12 protein-coding genes and 1 riboswitch are annotated in these 16,063 nt (G+C 72.6%); of the genes, 5 read left to right on the top strand and 7 right to left on the bottom strand.

What is annotated here, in order from left to right; all coding sequences use genetic code 11:
* Positions 1 to 248: 248 nt before the first annotated feature.
* Entirely contained in the window at positions 249 to 4,220 is a 3,972-nt protein-coding gene (locus ACZ60J_RS34750; RefSeq protein WP_469688167.1) for a Pls/PosA family non-ribosomal peptide synthetase, read from the top strand.
* 74 nt (positions 4,221 to 4,294) lie between these two features.
* A complete protein-coding gene (locus tag ACZ60J_RS34745) occupies positions 4,295 to 5,632 on the top strand; it encodes a M1 family metallopeptidase (protein WP_469688166.1) in 1,338 nt (445 codons plus the stop codon).
* A 16-nt stretch (positions 5,633 to 5,648) separates the two neighbouring features.
* On the opposite strand, the gene ACZ60J_RS34740 is transcribed toward ACZ60J_RS34745, so the two are convergent.
* Positions 5,649 to 6,080 (bottom strand): hypothetical protein, encoded by a 432-nt coding sequence (locus ACZ60J_RS34740; RefSeq protein ID WP_469688165.1) that lies wholly within the window; start codon positions 6,078 to 6,080, stop codon positions 5,649 to 5,651.
* A gap of 90 nt (positions 6,081 to 6,170) precedes the next feature.
* Positions 6,171 to 6,662 carry a DUF1269 domain-containing protein gene (locus ACZ60J_RS34735; protein WP_469688164.1) on the bottom strand — a complete coding sequence of 164 codons (492 nt, stop codon included), beginning with the start codon at positions 6,660 to 6,662 and terminating at the stop codon, positions 6,171 to 6,173.
* A 214-nt stretch (positions 6,663 to 6,876) separates the two neighbouring features.
* Positions 6,877 to 7,102, top strand: a riboswitch (cobalamin riboswitch).
* A gap of 173 nt (positions 7,103 to 7,275) precedes the next feature.
* Here ACZ60J_RS34735 and metE point away from each other — a divergent pair.
* Complete coding sequence (metE, locus tag ACZ60J_RS34730; RefSeq protein ID WP_469688163.1) at positions 7,276 to 9,597, top strand: 5-methyltetrahydropteroyltriglutamate--homocysteine S-methyltransferase; 2,322 nt, start codon at positions 7,276 to 7,278, stop codon at positions 9,595 to 9,597.
* Between the two features lie 51 nt (positions 9,598 to 9,648).
* On the opposite strand, the gene ACZ60J_RS34725 is transcribed toward metE, so the two are convergent.
* Positions 9,649 to 10,821, bottom strand: coding sequence for a DUF2254 family protein (locus ACZ60J_RS34725; protein ID WP_469688162.1), 1,173 nt, complete (start codon positions 10,819 to 10,821; stop codon positions 9,649 to 9,651).
* Positions 10,822 to 11,194: 373 nt separating this feature from the next.
* Between ACZ60J_RS34725 and ACZ60J_RS34720 the strand changes: the two genes are divergently transcribed.
* Positions 11,195 to 11,359: a hypothetical protein gene (locus ACZ60J_RS34720; protein ID WP_469688160.1), complete on the top strand. Its 165-nt coding sequence runs from the start codon at positions 11,195 to 11,197 to the stop codon at positions 11,357 to 11,359.
* A gap of 228 nt (positions 11,360 to 11,587) precedes the next feature.
* Here ACZ60J_RS34720 and ACZ60J_RS34715 read toward each other — a convergent pair whose 3' ends face one another.
* Positions 11,588 to 11,935 carry a VOC family protein gene (locus ACZ60J_RS34715; protein ID WP_469688317.1) on the bottom strand — a complete coding sequence of 116 codons (348 nt, stop codon included), beginning with the start codon at positions 11,933 to 11,935 and terminating at the stop codon, positions 11,588 to 11,590.
* Positions 11,936 to 12,233: 298 nt separating this feature from the next.
* Positions 12,234 to 13,559 carry a phosphopyruvate hydratase gene (gene eno / locus ACZ60J_RS34710; RefSeq protein ID WP_469688158.1) on the bottom strand — a complete coding sequence of 442 codons (1,326 nt, stop codon included), beginning with the start codon at positions 13,557 to 13,559 and terminating at the stop codon, positions 12,234 to 12,236.
* Between the two features lie 163 nt (positions 13,560 to 13,722).
* Here eno and ACZ60J_RS34705 point away from each other — a divergent pair, with 163 nt between their 5' ends.
* Positions 13,723 to 14,145 carry a MarR family winged helix-turn-helix transcriptional regulator gene (locus tag ACZ60J_RS34705; RefSeq protein ID WP_469688156.1) on the top strand — a complete coding sequence of 141 codons (423 nt, stop codon included), beginning with the start codon at positions 13,723 to 13,725 and terminating at the stop codon, positions 14,143 to 14,145.
* Positions 14,146 to 14,186: 41 nt separating this feature from the next.
* Here ACZ60J_RS34705 and ACZ60J_RS34700 read toward each other — a convergent pair whose 3' ends face one another.
* Positions 14,187 to 15,053: an ABC transporter permease gene (locus tag ACZ60J_RS34700; protein ID WP_469688154.1), complete on the bottom strand. Its 867-nt coding sequence runs from the start codon at positions 15,051 to 15,053 to the stop codon at positions 14,187 to 14,189.
* The gene (locus ACZ60J_RS34695) at positions 15,050 to 15,961 is read right to left on the bottom strand and encodes an ABC transporter ATP-binding protein (RefSeq protein WP_469688152.1); all 912 of its coding nucleotides are present in this window, start codon (positions 15,959 to 15,961) and stop codon (positions 15,050 to 15,052) included. Before ACZ60J_RS34695 ends, ACZ60J_RS34700 begins: the two co-directional genes overlap by 4 nt.
* Positions 15,962 to 16,063 lie beyond the last annotated feature (102 nt).

The raw sequence follows: 16,063 nt of genomic DNA, 5'->3' as shown, positions 1-16,063 counted from the left end.
AAGCTTCGAAACTCCTCAGAAGAAGGGGGACCCCGGCCCACCCACAGAAACAGCCCCCCCCCCCCCCCCCCCCCCCCCCCCCCGCCGCCTTGTACCGTCCCTTCCCGGCCAAGCGCAAGGCTTGAACCAGAAAATCCTCGATGTCGCACTAGACTGGCGGGCTGTTTGGCGCTGGACCGGAACAACCTGGGCAGACCCGGGCTCCGCCCGGCGACCCGGAGGCTTCCGGGAACACGACGCGAGGGCCGATGGCAGCCACACCAGAGCACGGTGAAGTCACTCTGCTCGACGACGGGACCGGGCTCGGCGAAGGGCCCGGGGCCGACGCCGGGTACGCCGCGTACGCCGGGGAACAGCCCGAGGATTCCGGCAAATCGGCCCGGTTCTCGGCCGGGCCCGCCGCCCCGGCGCGCACCCTGGTCGACGTCTTCGAGGCCTCCGTACGGGCCCACCCCGACGAGCTCGCCCTGGACGACGGCACCACCCGCCTGACCTACCGGGCGCTCGCCGCCGAGGTGGAGCGCCGCCGCCGGGCCCTCGCGGCCGCCGGAGTGGGGCTCGGCGACCGGGTCGGCGTACGCGTGCCGTCCGGGACCAACGAGCTGTACGCGGGCATCCTGGCCGTCCTCGCGGCCGGCGCCGCCTACGTGCCCGTGGACGCCGAGGACCCGGACGAGCGGGCCGACCTGGTCTTCGGCGAGGCCGGAGTACGGGCCGTACTGGGCGCCGACCAGCGCATCGAGGTCGCAGCGCCGGGCAAGGGCGCCGCTCCCTCCCCGGGGCATGCCGCCCGCCCCGGCCCCGAACACGACGCGTGGATCATCTTCACCTCCGGCTCCACGGGCAAGCCCAAGGGCGTGGCCGTCAGCCACCGCAGCGCCGCAGCCTTCGTGGACGCCGAGGCCGCGCTGTTCCTCACCGAGGAGCCGATCGGCCCCGGCGACCGGGTCATGGCCGGACTGTCCGTGGCCTTCGACGCCTCCTGCGAGGAGATGTGGCTCGCCTGGCGCTACGGCGCCTGCCTCGTGCCCGTCCCGCGCTCCCAGGTCCGCAGCGGCGCCGACCTCGGCCCCTGGCTGGCCGAGCAGGAGATCACCGTGGTCTCCACGGTGCCGACCCTGGCCGCGCTGTGGGAGCCCGAGACCCTCAACGAGGTACGGCTGCTGATCTTCGGCGGCGAGGCCTGCCCGCCCGAGCTCACCCAGCGCCTGGTCACCGAGGGCCGCGAGGTCTGGAACACCTACGGCCCCACCGAGGCCACCGTCGTCGCCTGCGCCTCCCTCCTCACCGGTGAGGAGCCGATCCGGATCGGCCTCCCGCTGAACGGCTGGGAACTGGCCGTCGTCGACGAATCCGGCGAACCGGTGCCCATGGGCGGCAGCGGCCAGCTCGTCATCGGCGGCGTCGGGCTGGCCCGCTACCTCGACCCCGAGAAGGACGCGGAGAAGTACGCCCCGCTGGAATCGCTCGGCTGGGAGCGCGCCTACCGCAGCGGCGACCTCGTCCGCGCGGAACCCGAAGGGCTGGTCTTCCTCGGCCGCGGAGACGAGCAGATCAAGCTCGGCGGCCGCCGCATCGAGCTCGGCGAGGTGGACGCCGCGCTCCAGGCCCTGCCCGGAGTCGCCGGCGCGGCCGCCGCCGTCCGCACCGCGCGCAGCGGCAACCAGCTCCTCGTCGGCTACCTGGTCACCCAGGACGGCTGGGACCACGCGGCGGCCGTGACCCGGCTGCGCGCCGAGCTGCCCGCAGCCCTCGTACCGCTGCTCGCACCCGTGGAGGAACTGCCCACCCGCACCTCCGGCAAGGTGGACCGGGCCGCACTGCCCTGGCCGCTCCCGGAACTGGAGACCGGCGGTCCCACCGAGCAGCTCTACGGGACCGAGGCCTGGCTCGCCGAGCAGTGGAGCGAGACCCTGGGCGTGGCCGTCACCGGCGCCGCCGACGACTTCTTCGCGATCGGCGGCAACAGCCTCGCCGCCGCCCAGCTCACCACCCGGCTGCGCACCCGCTACCCGAGCGCGGCCGTCCTCGACATCTACCAGCAGCCGACCCTGCGCAAGCTGGCCCGGCACCTGGAGAAGTCCGCCCAGGACGACGGGGCGGTGCGGACCATCGCACCCGTGCCGCTGCGGACCAAGGTCGTCCAGTCCCTGCTGCTGATCCCGCTGTTCACCCTGATCGGCCTGCGCTGGACGGTGGCGCTGCTCGCCCTGGGCAACGTACTGCACTGGTTCGGGGCCTACCCGTGGGCGCCGGCCGCCTCCTGGTGGCTCGTCGCCGCCGGCGCCGCCCTGCTCTTCAGCCCGCCCGGCCGCCTCGCGATCGCGGCCGGCGGCGCCCGGCTGCTGCTGCGCGGGGTGACGGCGGGGCGCCATCCGCGCGGCGGAAACGTTCATCTGCGGCTGTGGACGGCCGAGCGGCTCGCCGAGTACTCCGGCGCGACCTCGCTCACCGGCTCCTGGCTGGAGCGCTACGCACGGGCCCTGGGCGCCAAGATCGGCCCCGAGGTGGACCTGCACTCGCTGCCGCCCGTCACGGGCATGCTCAAACTAGGCCGCGGCTGCGCCGTGGAGTCCGAGGTGGACCTCTCCGGCCACTGGCTGGACGGGGACCGGCTGGAGATCGGCGCCGTCAAGGTCGGCGCGGGCGCCGTCGTCGGCACCCGCAGCATCCTCTTCCCCGGCGCCAAGGTCGGAAAGCGGGCCGAGGTGGCCCCCGGCTCCGCCGTCGTCGGGCAGATCCCGACCGGCCAGCGCTGGGCCGGAGCCCCCGCCGGCAAGCTCGGCAAGGCCAAGCGGAACTGGCCCAAGGAGCGCCCGCCGCGCGGTCTGTTCTGGCGCGCCGCCTACGGGACGGCCGGCTTCTGCCTCACCGCCCTGCCCGTGGTCGCCGCCCTGCCCGCCCTCCTCGTGGCCGGCCGGTTCGTGCCCGCCGACGCCGGACTCGGCCGGGCCCTGGCCGGAGCGCTGCTCGCCGTGGTGCCGGGGGCGCTCGCCTTCGGATTCGCGTACGCCGCTCTGCTGCTGGTCTCCGTACGCCTCCTCAGCCTCGGGCTGCGCACGGGAACCCATCCGACGCACAGCAGGATCGGCTGGCAGGCCTGGACGGTCACCCAGCTGATGGACCTCTCCCGGGAAACCCTCTTCCCCCTGTACGCCGGGCTGATCACACCGGTGTGGCTGAGGCTGCTCGGCATGAAGATCGGCCGGGGCGCCGAGGTGTCCACGGTGCTCGCCCTGCCGAGCCTCACCACCGTCGGCGAGGGCGCGTTCCTCGCCGACGACACCCTGACCGCCCCCTACGAGCTGGGCGGCGGCTGGCTGCGCATCGGCCACTCCGAGATCGGCCGCCGGGCCTTCCTCGGCAACTCCGGCATGACCGCGCCGGGCCGTTCCGTGCCGGACGACGGGCTGGTCGGCGTCCTGTCCGCCACGCCGAAGAAGGCCAAGAAGGGCAGCTCCTACCTCGGCCTGCCGCCGGTACGGCTGCCGCGCTCCGCCGCCGACGCCGACCAGAGCCGGACCTACGACCCGCCCGCACGGCTGCTGTGGGCGCGCGGGCTGGTGGAGCTGTGCCGGCTCGTCCCGGTGTTCTCCTCGGCCGCGCTCGGCGTCCTGACCGTGGCGGCGTTCTGCGCGCTGGCCGGTGCGGACGGACCCGGCCCGTGGGGGACCGCGCTGCTGTCCGGGGCGCTCCTGCTCGCCGCCGGGGTGGCCGCGTGCGTGGTCGCCGCGGCCGCGAAGTGGCTGCTGGTGGGCCGCCACCGGGTGGGGGAGCACCCGCTGTGGAGCGGCTTCGTGTGGCGCAACGAGCTGGCCGACACCTTCGTCGAGGTCCTGGCCGTGCCGTGGCTGGTCGGTTCGGTGCCCGGGACGCCGCTGCTGTCCCTGTGGCTGCGCGGACTCGGCGCCCGGATCGGCCGGGGCGTGTGGTGCGAGAGCTACTGGCTGCCCGAGACCGACCTGGTCGTCCTCGGCGACGCGGTCAGCGTGAACCGCGGCTGCGTGTTGCAGACGCACCTCTTCCACGACCGGATCTTGAGGACGGATACTGTGGTCCTGCGTGAGGGCGCCACCCTGGGCCCGGGCGGAATCGTCCTGCCCGGGAGCACGGTCGGGGCCCGCAGCACACTGGGTCCCGCCTCCCTCGTGATGGCCGGGGAATCCGTTCCCGCCGACACCCGCTGGCTGGGCAACCCGATCGAGGCGTGGCGGCCCTGACGGGCGGGTCCGACAGGACGGGCCCGGCACCACCAGCACGTCGTACGAGCACAACGCAGGGAGCGGAAGCGGCAGTGAACGGCCAGAAGACAGCGGCGTCGGACCCGTACTTTCCGGCCAACGGCGACCCCCGTTACCGCGTGCACCGGTACGAACTCGCTCTGGAGTACCGTCCCGGCCCCAACCGGCTCGCCGGGACGGCCCGGCTCAGCGCGATCGCCGGGCGGGCGCCGCTCACCGAGTTCCACCTCAACCTGGCCGATTTCAAAATAGGCCGAGTCCTGGTGAACGGCCGCGCGCCGCACTACAGCCACCGCGGCGGCAAGCTCCGCGTCCGTCCGCCCAAGCCGCTGCCCGCCGGCGCCGCCTTCACGGTGGACGTGCACTGGTCGGGCAATCCCACCCCGGTGCGCAGCCCCTGGGGCGGGCTCGGCTGGGAGGAGCTGACCGACGGCGCGCTGGTGGCCAGCCAGCCGGTCGGCGCGCCGTCCTGGTACCCCTGCAACGACCGGCCCGCGGACAAGGCCTCGTACCAGATCTCGGTCAACACGCCCTCCGCCTACACCGTCGTCGCCGGCGGACGGCTGCTCACGCGGACGACCCGCGCCTCCACGACCACGTGGGTGTACGAGCAGCCGGCGCCGACGTCCACGTACCTGGTCGGCCTGTCGATCGGCATGTACCAGACGGTGCTGCTCGGCGACCCCGGGCTCGGCGGGGTCCCGCAGAGCGCCCACGTACCGGCGCACCTGCTGCCCCGGTTCTCCCGCGACTTCGCGCGGCAGCCCGCCATGATGCAGCTGTTCGAGGAGCTGTTCGGCCCCTACCCCTTCGGGGAGTACGCCGTGGTCGTCGCCGACGAGGAGCTGGACGTGCCGGTGGAGGCGCAGGGGCTCTCCCTGTTCGGCGCCAACCACGTGGACGGCGTACGGGGCTCCGAGCGGCTCATCGCCCACGAGCTCGCGCACCAGTGGTTCGGCAACAGCGTGACCATCGCCGACTGGCGGCACATCTGGCTCAACGAGGGCTTCGCGAAGTACGCGGAATGGCTCTGGTCGGAGCGCTCCGGCGGCCGCTCCGCGCACGAACTGGCGGCCGCCGCACACCGCTTGCTGTCCGGGCAGCCGCAGGACCTGCTGCTGGCCGACCCGGGACGTAAGCTGATGTTCGACGACCGCCTCTACCAGCGCGGCGGCCTGGCCGTGCACGCGATCCGCTGCGCGCTCGGCGACGGCCCGTTCTTCCGCATGCTGCGGGAGTGGGCCACCGTGAACCGCCACGGCGTGGTCACCACGGCCGGGTTCACCGCACACGTGGCGCGTTTCGCGACCGCCCCGCTGGAGGACCTGCTCGCATCCTGGCTCTCCACCCCGGCCCTTCCCCCGCTGCCCGCGCCTGCCGGGGCTGTCTAGGCCGGCCCGGTGGGGGTCACGGGCACGTGACGCCGGCCGAGGCTGCGACGAGGGTCTCGTCGATCTTCTGGATCTGGGGCTTCAGCTGGGTCAGGGCCTGCGATCCGGTGGTGTCGCCGGGGAGGTTCCCGAAGCCGGACTTGAGATCGCCGACGGCGGATCCCACGGCCGACTTCTTCGCGGCATCCAGGTCCTCGAGGGAGGAGGAGACCTTGTCCCAGTCCGTCTGGACGGCGTCGACGGCGTCCTTGATCTGGTCCTTCGTCGCGGAAGCCGGGTCCAGCGCCGCCAGCTTGGCCTGATCCCCCTTGAGGGTGGAGAGGCCGGTGCAGAGCTCCGAGGCGGCATGGGTCGCCTGCGCCTTGGGGCTGGGGTCGTCCGAGGAGCACGAGGTGAGGAACAGGACCGCGGTGGCGCCCAGGGCTGCGGTGATCGGGAGACGCTTCATGGAAATCCTTACCAGTTCGGAATTCTGTGGCCCGGGGCCGGGGGAGGGGCCCCGGTCGCGGGCCACGGTGTCGGTTCGGGCGACGGACCCTCAGGCCGCGAAGACCTCGCGGAGCTGCTGCTCCTGCGCGCCGGAGAGGTTGGAGCGGACCAGCTGTGCCTGACCGCCGGGGAAGGCGCCGCGCACGCGCTCGACCACGGCGTCGGAGGAGAGCAGGAACAGCGCGGAAGTCCCGGGCTTCACCTCGGACTTCACCTCTTCGATGAACTGGTCGTCGATGCCGACGTCGGACAGCGATCCGCCGATGGCCCCGGCCGCCGCACCCACGGCGGCGCCGAGCAGCGGAACGAAGAAGAGGAGCCCGAAGAGCATCCCCCAGAAGGTGCCGGAGAGCGCGCCGGCTCCCGTGAGGCTGTTCAGCTGCTGGGTCTTGGGCTTCTTGGCATCTGTGCGCCAGGTGACGACCGCGGCGTCGTGCACCTGTATCAGCTGTTCCTTCTGCAGGGCGAGCAGGGCGGACTCCGCCTGCTGCGCGCCCTCGGGCGTGGGGAACTTCCAGACGGTGAGGGTGGTGGATGCCACGTAACACTCCAGTTCATGGGCGGTGTTGCCGGCATCCAGTACAACCCACAATCGGACAATTGACCACAATTAGTTCTTTCGTGACCTTTGGTCATCTGTCGGGCCGTCAGCGTCATTCGCCCGTTCGGCGGTACCCGACCGCCCGAGGCCCGTCGTGTCTCATGTCACCGTCCGGCATGTGGAAAGCCGTGCCCACCGGGCGGCCGCCCGCCCTACTGTGGACCTCGCAGCTGGTTCGCCCCCGTCCGCCAGGCGGGACGCGTCGTAAGAGGGAACCCGGTGGGAATCCGGGACTGCCCCGCAGCGGTGAGCGGGAACGACCGCCGTCATACGCACTGGGACCGGAACCGGTCCTGGGAAGCGACGGCCAGTAGGAGCCCGCCGGGAGACCGGCAGGCGAGCCCGCGAGTCCGAAGACCTGCCCGTTGCCCGTGCGCGATCGACCGCGCACGGCTTCCCGGTGACCTCGTGGGCGGGTCGGCGTGCACCTCAGGCGGATCCTCCCGTCGCGTACCCGGCCGTACGCGACCCCGGCGGTCCGCCCGCTGCGGCACCCTTCGCCTCCGCGACCCGTCACCGGGTTCATGGAGACACGCTCGCGAAGGAGAGTTCCGTGACCACCGAGTCCGCAGCCGCGCCCGTACGGGCCACCGTCTACGGCTACCCCCGCCAGGGACAGAACCGGGAACTGAAGAAGGCCGTCGAGGGCTACTGGAAGGGCCGCGTCACCGCCGAAGCCCTCCGCGCCACGGCCCGCGACCTGCGCCGCACCAACTGGGCCCAGCTCGCCGGGGCCGGCATCACCGAGGTTCCGACCGGCGACTTCTCGTACTACGACCACGTCCTGGACACCACGGTCATGGTCGGCGCCATCCCCGACCGCCACCGGTCCGCCGTCGCGGCGGACGCCCTGGACGGATACTTCGCGATGGCCCGCGGCACCCAGGACGTGGCCCCGCTGGAGATGACCAAGTGGTTCGACACCAACTACCACTACCTGGTCCCCGAACTCGGGCCCGACACCGTCTTCACCGCCGAACCCGCCCGGCAGGTAGCCGAGTTGAAGGAAGCCCTGGCCCTCGGCCACACGGCCCGCCCGGTCCTCGTCGGACCGGTGACCTACCTCCTCCTCGCCAAGCCCGCACCCGGAGTCTCCGCCGGCTTCGAGCCGCTCACCCTGCTCGACCGGCTGCTCCCCGTCTACGCCCAGGTCCTCGCGGAGCTGCGCGCGGCGGGCGCCGCATGGGTCCAGCTCGACGAACCGGCCCTGGTCCAGGACCGCACACCGGCCGAACTGAACGCGGCGGCCCGCGCCTACCGCGAGCTCGGCCGCCTCACCGAACGCCCCAAGCTGCTCGTCGCCTCCTACTTCGACCGGCTCGGCGACGCCCTGCCCGTCCTGGCCAAGGCGCCCGTGGACGGACTCGCCCTCGACTTCACCGACCGGGCCGCAGCCAACCTCGACGACCTGGCCGCCGTCGGCGGAATCCCCGGCAAGCGCCTGGTCGCGGGCGTGGTCAACGGCCGCAACATCTGGATCAACGACCACCAGAAGTCGCTGACCACCCTCGGCACCCTGCTCGGCCTCGCCGACCGGGTCGACGTGGCCGCCTCCTGCTCCCTGCTGCACGTCCCGATCGACGCCGACGCCGAGCGGGACACCGACCCGCAGATCCGGCGCTGGCTCGCCTTCGCCCGCCAGAAGGCCACCGAGATCAGCACGCTGGCCCGCGGACTGGCCGGGGGCACCGACGCGATCGCCGCCGAACTCGCCGCGAACCGGGCCGACCTGGCCTCCCGTACTGCCTCCCGGATCACCCACGACCCCGCCGTACGTGCCCGCACCGCGGCGATCACCGAGGCCGACGGCCGCCGCGCCCAGCCCTACGCCGAACGCGCCGCCGCCCAGCGCGCCCACCTCGGCCTGCCGCTGCTCCCCACCACCACCATCGGCTCCTTCCCGCAGACCACGGAACTGCGCACCGCCCGCGCCGACCTGCGCGCCGGACGCATCGACACGGCGGCCTACGAGGAGCGCATCCGGGCCGAGATCCGCGAGGTCGTCTCCTTCCAGGAGAAGGCGGGCCTCGACGTGCTCGTGCACGGCGAGCCCGAACGCAACGACATGGTGCAGTACTTCGCGGAACAGCTCACCGGATACCTCGCCACCCAGCACGGCTGGGTCCAGTCCTACGGCACCCGCTACGTCCGCCCGCCGGTCCTCGCCGGGGACGTCTCCCGCCCCGACCCGATGACCGTCCGCTGGACCACGTACGCCCAGGCGCAGACGGCCAAGCCGGTCAAGGGCATGCTCACCGGCCCGGTCACCATGCTCGCCTGGTCCTTCGTACGCGACGACCAGCCCCTCGGCGAGACCGCGCGCCAGGTCGGACTCGCCCTGCGCGACGAGGTCGGCGACCTGGAAGCGGCCGGTACGGCGGTCATCCAGGTCGACGAGCCCGCCCTGCGCGAAACGCTGCCGCTGCGGGCCGCCGACCACGCCGACTACCTGGCGTGGGCCACGGAATCCTTCCGCCTCACCACCAGCGGCGTCCGGCCGGACACCCAGATCCACACCCACATGTGCTACGCGGAGTTCGGGGACATCGTCGAGGCCATCGAGCACCTCGACGCCGATGTCATCAGCCTGGAGGCGGCCCGCTCCCACATGCAGGTCGCCGACGAGCTCGCCGGCGTGGGCTACCCGCGCGAGGTCGGCCCCGGAGTCTGGGACATCCATTCCCCGCGCGTCCCCTCGGCCGGTGAAGCGGCGGCCCTGCTGCGCAGGGGACTCGGGGCGATCCCCGTCGAACGCCTCTGGGTCAATCCCGACTGCGGGCTGAAGACCCGCGGCTGGTCCGAGACGAGGGAGTCGCTGGAGCACCTCGTCGAGGCCGCCCGCCGCGTGCGTGCGGAGCTCCGGCCGAACGCCTGATCCCCGAAGTCCGGCCGGTGTACGGGACGCCCGTGCGCCGGCCGTCCTTCGTCAGGCCGGCCAGGTGAGCGGGTACCGCTCGCGCCCGGCCCGGTCGACCCACCGGAGCCGGTCCCGTACGGGACCCCGCCGGCTCTCCGGCGCCCGCTCCGCAAGCCCGGCCAGCAGGTCGTGCATCCTGCGCAGCGCCATCGGGGAGCCCGTGGCGGCATGGAGGACCTCGTCGAGGGCCGTCCGCAGGTACCGCTCCCAGTCGGGCACGGGGACCGTCACCCTCAACCGGCCGCTCCCGTCGGTGAAGTGACCGATGTTCAGCTCGCGTCCGGCGAGGCGGCTCAGCAGGTCCTCGATGCGGTCCAGGCTCTCCACCGCCGTGGCCGGGTCGTTCACGGCCGGGGAGAGGGCGCGCAGCGCGATGTCGGCGAGGAGCCGGAAGGGCAGGTCGGGATCCTGGGCGAAGGTGCGCTCGACCCCGGTCTCCAGAGCGCCGCGCAGAACCGCCTCGGGTACGCCGCCGCCGGTCACCTCGGCCAGCGCCATGCCCCGCGACACGGTCGTTCCCGGGGGGACGAGGAAGGCGATGGAGCAGTCGCGCTCCCTGGCCGCGCCGACCAGGGAGCGTACGTCGATCTGCTGGATCACCGCCGCCGGTCCGGACCACAGGACGGTGGTGGTCCCGGCCGCCGGGGGCGGCGGGGCCGTGTCCGGGCCGCCCGTCGCGGCGGCCGGGACGTACGGCCGTAGGTACAGGTCGTCGAAGAGCCGGTGCGCCCGCGTGGCGATCGCGGTCAGGGAGTGGCCGAGCTGGATCGACTGGAACGCTCCCGTCTGCAGGGACCGCATGAGCGCGAGCGCGACCAGGGTGAGCACCATGGCCGTGCCCGGGACGAGGGTCGAGACGGTCGCCCTGCGGGCACCGACGGCCAGCCCGGCGGTGATGCTGAAGACGAACACGCCGACGGTGAAGGCGAACGCACGCCACACGATCGGGTCGTCCCGGAAGAGACCGAGGCGCGGAGTGAAGGTGGTGGCGGAGAACTGGATGACGAGGAACAGCATCGAGTAGATGATGCTCACCAGGCTGATGACACCGAATCCGAGGGTGAACAGCAGCGTCACCACGGGGCCCGCGTCCACCTGAGGACCCACGGAGAGCCTGGGGACCAGCACCCCCAGCGCCAGCCCGCCGCCCGCGCAGACGAGCTGGGCCAGATCCCTGCGCATCGCCCGCCGGGGGCGGTGGAATGCCGACCTCCGCCCGCGTCGCCCGGCGCGGTCCCGCAGACGCCCGGTGTCGTCAGCCGAGCCGGACATCCAGCCACCTCCAGGTCCCCGTGAACCCACCCCTCAAATGAGGATGCAACCACGGGAGCCGTGCGAGAGGGCGATGAAATGCCGGGTATGTGTTCTTTCGGGAAGTCGGCCCGCGTGCGCCCGGCGCCTCGTACACCTCGTGGGGGATGTTCATGGTGGCCAAGGACGCCGAGGCGATGGCCGTGGTCCACACGGTCGGGGGCGGGTTCATCACCCGGCCAGGCGGGTCGTCTCCTGGCCGGTCGACGGCGGTCTCGCCGCGGGGTCGAAGAACATGGCGGACGTGGGCGACACGGTCGCCGTGCGGTGGGGTTCCGGCAAGGACAAGGGCGGGGTCCTCCGACTGCCCGCGACGCTGAAGGCCGTACGCAAGGGCCGACCCGCCGACCTCGCCGGCGCGAGCGCCGACATCAAGCTCGACGACGAGCCGCGGCGCCGCACCCCGTGACGCAATGCACCGTCCACCTGGCTGCCGAAGGCGACACCCCGGCCGCAGTCGGCTTCAAGAACGCCGACGAACGCGGCCTCACCGGCTGGCGCACACCCGCCCTCTGACTGCCGCTGCTCAGGGCGGCCCCTGTGGCCGGTCCAGCGGCCTGTCGATACCGGACGGGCACCGGACCCGGCCACCGGGGCGGGGTCGTCCTCAGAGGAGCCGGTGGAGTCGGGAGGGATGTCAGCGGTGGCCGAGCACGTTGACCACTCGGCCGCTGGGGTCGCGGACGAAGAACCGCCGCACTCCCCATTCCTCGTCCTGCAAGGGGTGGATGATCTCCGCACCGCTGTCCCGCATGACCACGTAGGCCGCGTCCACGTCGTCCACTTCGACGCTCATGTCAGGGGCGACCGGAGCGGTCTTGTCACTGCTCATGAAGCTGACCTGTGCCGCCGGACTGGACGGGGAGGCGAGCGTCATGATCCAGCCGTGGTTCATGACCTCCTCGAAGCCCAACAGGCCGTAGAACTCCCGGCTCTCCTGCGTAGCCTCCGACTGGATGTTGGGCACCACACGGCGTACGGCCATCGACGACTCCAGGTGAGTGGGCATGGAAGTGGTCCGAGACTCTCATGGAGAGCTACGCGCTCCTACGGCAACGACCGTACCCACACCCGGCTGCGGGACCTGGCCACCCAAACCGTTCGAGCACCGTCCGCACCGACGGCAGCCTCCCCACACGCCCTACACAGATCGGGCATGCTCAAGGTTCGCCTTCACCACTGCACTCAGCGGATGGCCCGGGCTCAGCACCCGCTCGGTCACCGAGCAGCTCGTCCGCTGAGCCGCCGTGGACCCCACACCCATCGGTGCGGGGCCCTGGCGGTCACGCTCCGCGCAGCGCGGAGCGGCCGGCGAAGCGGGCTGCGGAGCCCAGCTCCTCCTCGATCCGGATCAGCTGGTTGTACTTGGCCGTCCGGTCGGAACGGGAGAGCGAGCCGGTCTTGATCTGACCGCAGCCGGAAGCCACCGCCAGGTCCGCGATGGTGGTGTCCTCCGTCTCGCCCGAGCGGTGCGACATGACGGCCGTCCAGCCCGCCTCGTGGGCGGTGGCGACTGCGGCCATCGCCTCGGTCAGGGTGCCGATCTGGTTGACCTTGATCAGGATCGAGTTGCCCGCGCCGGTGCGGATGCCCTCGCGCAGCAGGGACTCGCTGGTGCAGAAGAGGTCGTCACCGGTGAGCTGGCAGCGGTCGCCGACGCGGGCGGTCAGCTCGCGCCAGCCGCCCCAGTCGTTCTCCGCCATCGGGTCCTCGATGGAGAGGATCGGGTAGGAGTCGATGAGCTTGACCAGGTAGTCGACGTTCTCCGACGGGGTGCGGCGCACTCCCTCGCCCGCGTAGTCGTAGACCCCGTCGCGGAAGAACTCGGAGGACGCCGGGTCCATGATCAGGCCGATGTCGGTGCCGGGACGGTAGCCGGTGCGCTCGATGGCGGCCATCACGAAGTCGAGGGCCTCCTCGGCGGTGCGCAGCGCGGGTGCGAAGCCGCCCTCGTCGCCGACGCCGGTGGAGTGGCCGGCGGCCAGGAGGTCGCGGCGCAGGGTGTGGAAGACCTCGCTGCCCATGCGGACGGCTTCGGCGAAGGTGTCGGCGCCCACGGGCGCGATCATGAACTCCTGGAAGTCCAGCGGATTGTCGGCGTGGGCACCGCCGTTGACGATGTTCATCATCGGCAGCGGCAGGAGGTGGGCGTCGGCGCCCCCGAGGTAGCGGTACAGGGGCAGGCGGTGGGCCGCCGCTGCGGCCTTGGCGGCGGCGAGGGAGACGCCGAGGATCGCGTTGGCGCCGAGCCGCGACTTCGTGGCGGTCCCGTCGAGGGCGATCAGGGCGGCGTCGAGGCCGGCCTGGTCGGCCGCGTCCCGGCCGCGCACGGACGCGGCGATCTCCCCGTTGGCGTGGGCCACGGCCTGGTCGACGCCCTTGCCGTGCCAGCGCGTCGCGTCCCCGTCGCGCAGTTCCACGGCCTCCCGGGCACCGGTCGAGGCGCCCGAGGGGACGGCCGCGCGCCCCAGGGATCCGTCCGCCAGGACGACGTCGACCTCGACCGTGGGGTTGCCCCGGCTGTCGATGATCCGGCGGGCCGTGACGGTCTGGATGGTGGTATCGGTGGTTCCGGTGCTTTCGGTGGTTTCAACTACCTGTGCGGACATGGGTGGTTCCTCCCCGTTTTCACGTGCCGTGGCCCCGGCTGCGACAGCGCTGGCGCTGAGCCCGGCGAACCAAACCCTACAGCAATGCTGTTCAGTTTGGCTGAACAGCATTGCTGTACTGGTCACTCGCGCACCGACGCTGACCAGCGCGGTAGGGTGCCTCATGTCCACCTCGGAAGCCGCCGCCATCGCCGCAGAACTGCGTACCGCCATGGGCAAGCTCACCCGGCGCGTCAAACACGAGGACCGCATCCCGCTGGGTCAGGTCGCCGTGCTCGGCGTGCTGGACCGCGAGGGCGCGATGACCACCAGCGACCTCGCCGCCGATCAGCGCGTGCGCCCTCAGTCGATGGCCCGGGCGGTGGGACTCCTCATGGAGCAGCACCTGATCACGCGCCGCGCGCACCCCACGGACGGCCGCAAGTCGCTGGTCGAACTGTCGGACGCGGGCCGGGCCGCACTCGAGGCGGAGCGCGGCCGCAGGGCCGGCTGGCTCGCGCAGGCGATCGAGGCCGAACTCACCGACGAGGAGCGGACGGTACTGGCCCGGAGCGCCACCCTCCTGGAACGCCTCGCCACCCGCTAGCAGCCGCCTCCGGGCGCCGGCCCGAGCCGGGGCCGCCGCTCTCAGACGTCCCGGCGCCGTACGGCCGTCACGGCGACGGCCGCCGAGGCGAGCGCCCAGGCTCCGAGCGCGACCCAGGAGCCGGTGACGGTGCCCGGGTGGGCGCCCAGGCTGGTGTATCCGTCCGGGTTGAGGGCCAGTCGTCCCTGGGCGGCGAGCGGCAGATGGTTGCCGATCTCCTTCAGGGCCCGGTACCGGTCGCCGCCGAAGAGCAGGGGCAGGATGAAGAGCATGCCCACGACCGCGACGATCGAGGCCGTGGCGTGGCGCAGGACGGCCCCGAACGCCATGCCGATCAGGGCGCACACCGGGACGACCAGCGCGTAGGCCGTGACGGCCCGCAGGCAGCCGGGGTCGTGGATCGAGAGCCCGACGTGGCGCGAGGCCAGCATCGCGTTGACGGTGAAGAACGAGGTCACGGAGACGATGGCGCCGAGCGGCAGCGTGACCGCCGTGACCAGGACCACCTTGGCCGCGATCACCGCACGCCGGTCGGGGACGGCGGCGAACGTGGTGCGGATCATTCCGGTCGCGTACTCGCCGAAGACGGTGATGGCCCCGAAGGAGGCCGCGGCCAGGGTCGTCAGGCCGGCGGCGATGCTGTTCAGGCCGTGGAACAACGGGTCGTACGCGTAAGGGGGTTCGCCGGGGATCGGGGGATGGGGACGGTCGATGTACGCCAGGTCGGAGTGGACGGCGTTCACGTTGATCGCGATCGCGACGACGGCGCTGAGGACGAGCACCCAGTACGTCGACCTGAGCGAACGCATCTTGATCCACTCGGCGGCGAGCAGGTCGGTGAACCGGGCCGCCCCGGGTTCGGCCGCCCGGGTGAACTGCCGGGCGGCGGAGGGGGCGAGCGGGCTCATCGGGGTTCTCCTGCGAGGTATTCGACGCTGTCGGCGGTGAGGGACATGAACGCCGATTCCAAGGACGGGGCGAGGGTGGCCAGTTCGTGCAGTACGATGCCGTGCCGGTGGGCGAGGTCGCCGATCCGGGCGGCCGTCAGGCCGGTGACGCTGACGGCCGGCCCGCCTTCCCGTTGCACCGACGCACCCTCGGCGACCAGTACGCCCTCCAGGGCCGCCGGGTCGGGGGTGTGGACCGTCACGCCCCGGGAGGCGTGCCGTGCCGAGAACTCCGCCAGGCTCGCGTCGGCGATCAGACGGCCCCGGCCGATGACCAGGATCCGGTCGGCGGTGTGCTCCATCTCTGCCATCATGTGGCTGGAGACCAGAATGGTACGGCCCTCGACGGCCAGTTGGCGCAGCAGTTCGCGCACCCACAGCACGCCCTCGGGATCGAGGCCGTTCAGGGGCTCGTCGAACAGCAGTACCGGCGGATCACCGAGCAGGGCGCCCGCGATGCCGAGGCGCTGCTTCATCCCGAGGGAGAACCCGCCGATCCGGCGGTCCGCCGCCTTCGTCAGCCCGACGTCCCGCAGGACCGTGCCCACCCGGGACGCGGGGATGCGGTTGCCGCGGGCCAGGGCGGACAGGTGGGCCCGCGCGCTCCGCCCGCCGTGCACGTCGTGGGCGTCCAGCAGTGCGCCGACGTGGCGCAGTCCGCGCGGGCGCCGGGCGAAGGGAACGCCGTCCACGGTGACGGTCCCGGCGGTCGGTGTGTTCAGGCCCAGGATCATCCGCAGGGTGGTGGACTTGCCGGCCCCGTTGGGGCCGAGGAAGCCCGTCACCCGGCCCGGTGCCACGGTGAAGGTCAGGTCGTCGACGGCGACGGTGTCGCCGTACCGCTTGGTCAGCCCAGTCGATTCGATCACGGATTCCACGCTGCCGGTACGGGGACGGGCCGCGCGTCGGCCGGCGGTCCACACTGCGGAACCCTCCGGTGGCCCGGGGGATTAGGCCCGTGGGCCAATGTC

Source organism: Streptomyces sp. NPDC104226 (assembly GCF_055584085.1).
This window is presented reverse-complemented; position numbering and strand designations above follow the sequence as displayed.

What these genes read in the sequence shown, in the direction of transcription:
- ACZ60J_RS34750 (WP_469688167.1), top strand. Translation starts at nt 249, where the DNA reads ATGGCAGCCACACCAGAGCACGGTGAAGTCACTCTGCTCGACGACGGG.
- ACZ60J_RS34740 (WP_469688165.1), bottom strand. Translation starts at nt 6,080, where the DNA reads ATGAAGCGTCTCCCGATCACCGCAGCCCTGGGCGCCACCGCGGTCCTG.
- ACZ60J_RS34725 (WP_469688162.1), bottom strand. Translation starts at nt 10,821, where the DNA reads ATGCGCAGGGATCTGGCCCAGCTCGTCTGCGCGGGCGGCGGGCTGGCG.
- ACZ60J_RS34715 (WP_469688317.1), bottom strand. Translation starts at nt 11,935, where the DNA reads ATGGCCGTACGCCGTGTGGTGCCCAACATCCAGTCGGAGGCTACGCAG.
- eno (WP_469688158.1), bottom strand. Translation starts at nt 13,559, where the DNA reads ATGTCCGCACAGGTAGTTGAAACCACCGAAAGCACCGGAACCACCGAT.
- ACZ60J_RS34705 (WP_469688156.1), top strand. Translation starts at nt 13,723, where the DNA reads ATGTCCACCTCGGAAGCCGCCGCCATCGCCGCAGAACTGCGTACCGCC.
- ACZ60J_RS34700 (WP_469688154.1), bottom strand. Translation starts at nt 15,053, where the DNA reads ATGAGCCCGCTCGCCCCCTCCGCCGCCCGGCAGTTCACCCGGGCGGCC.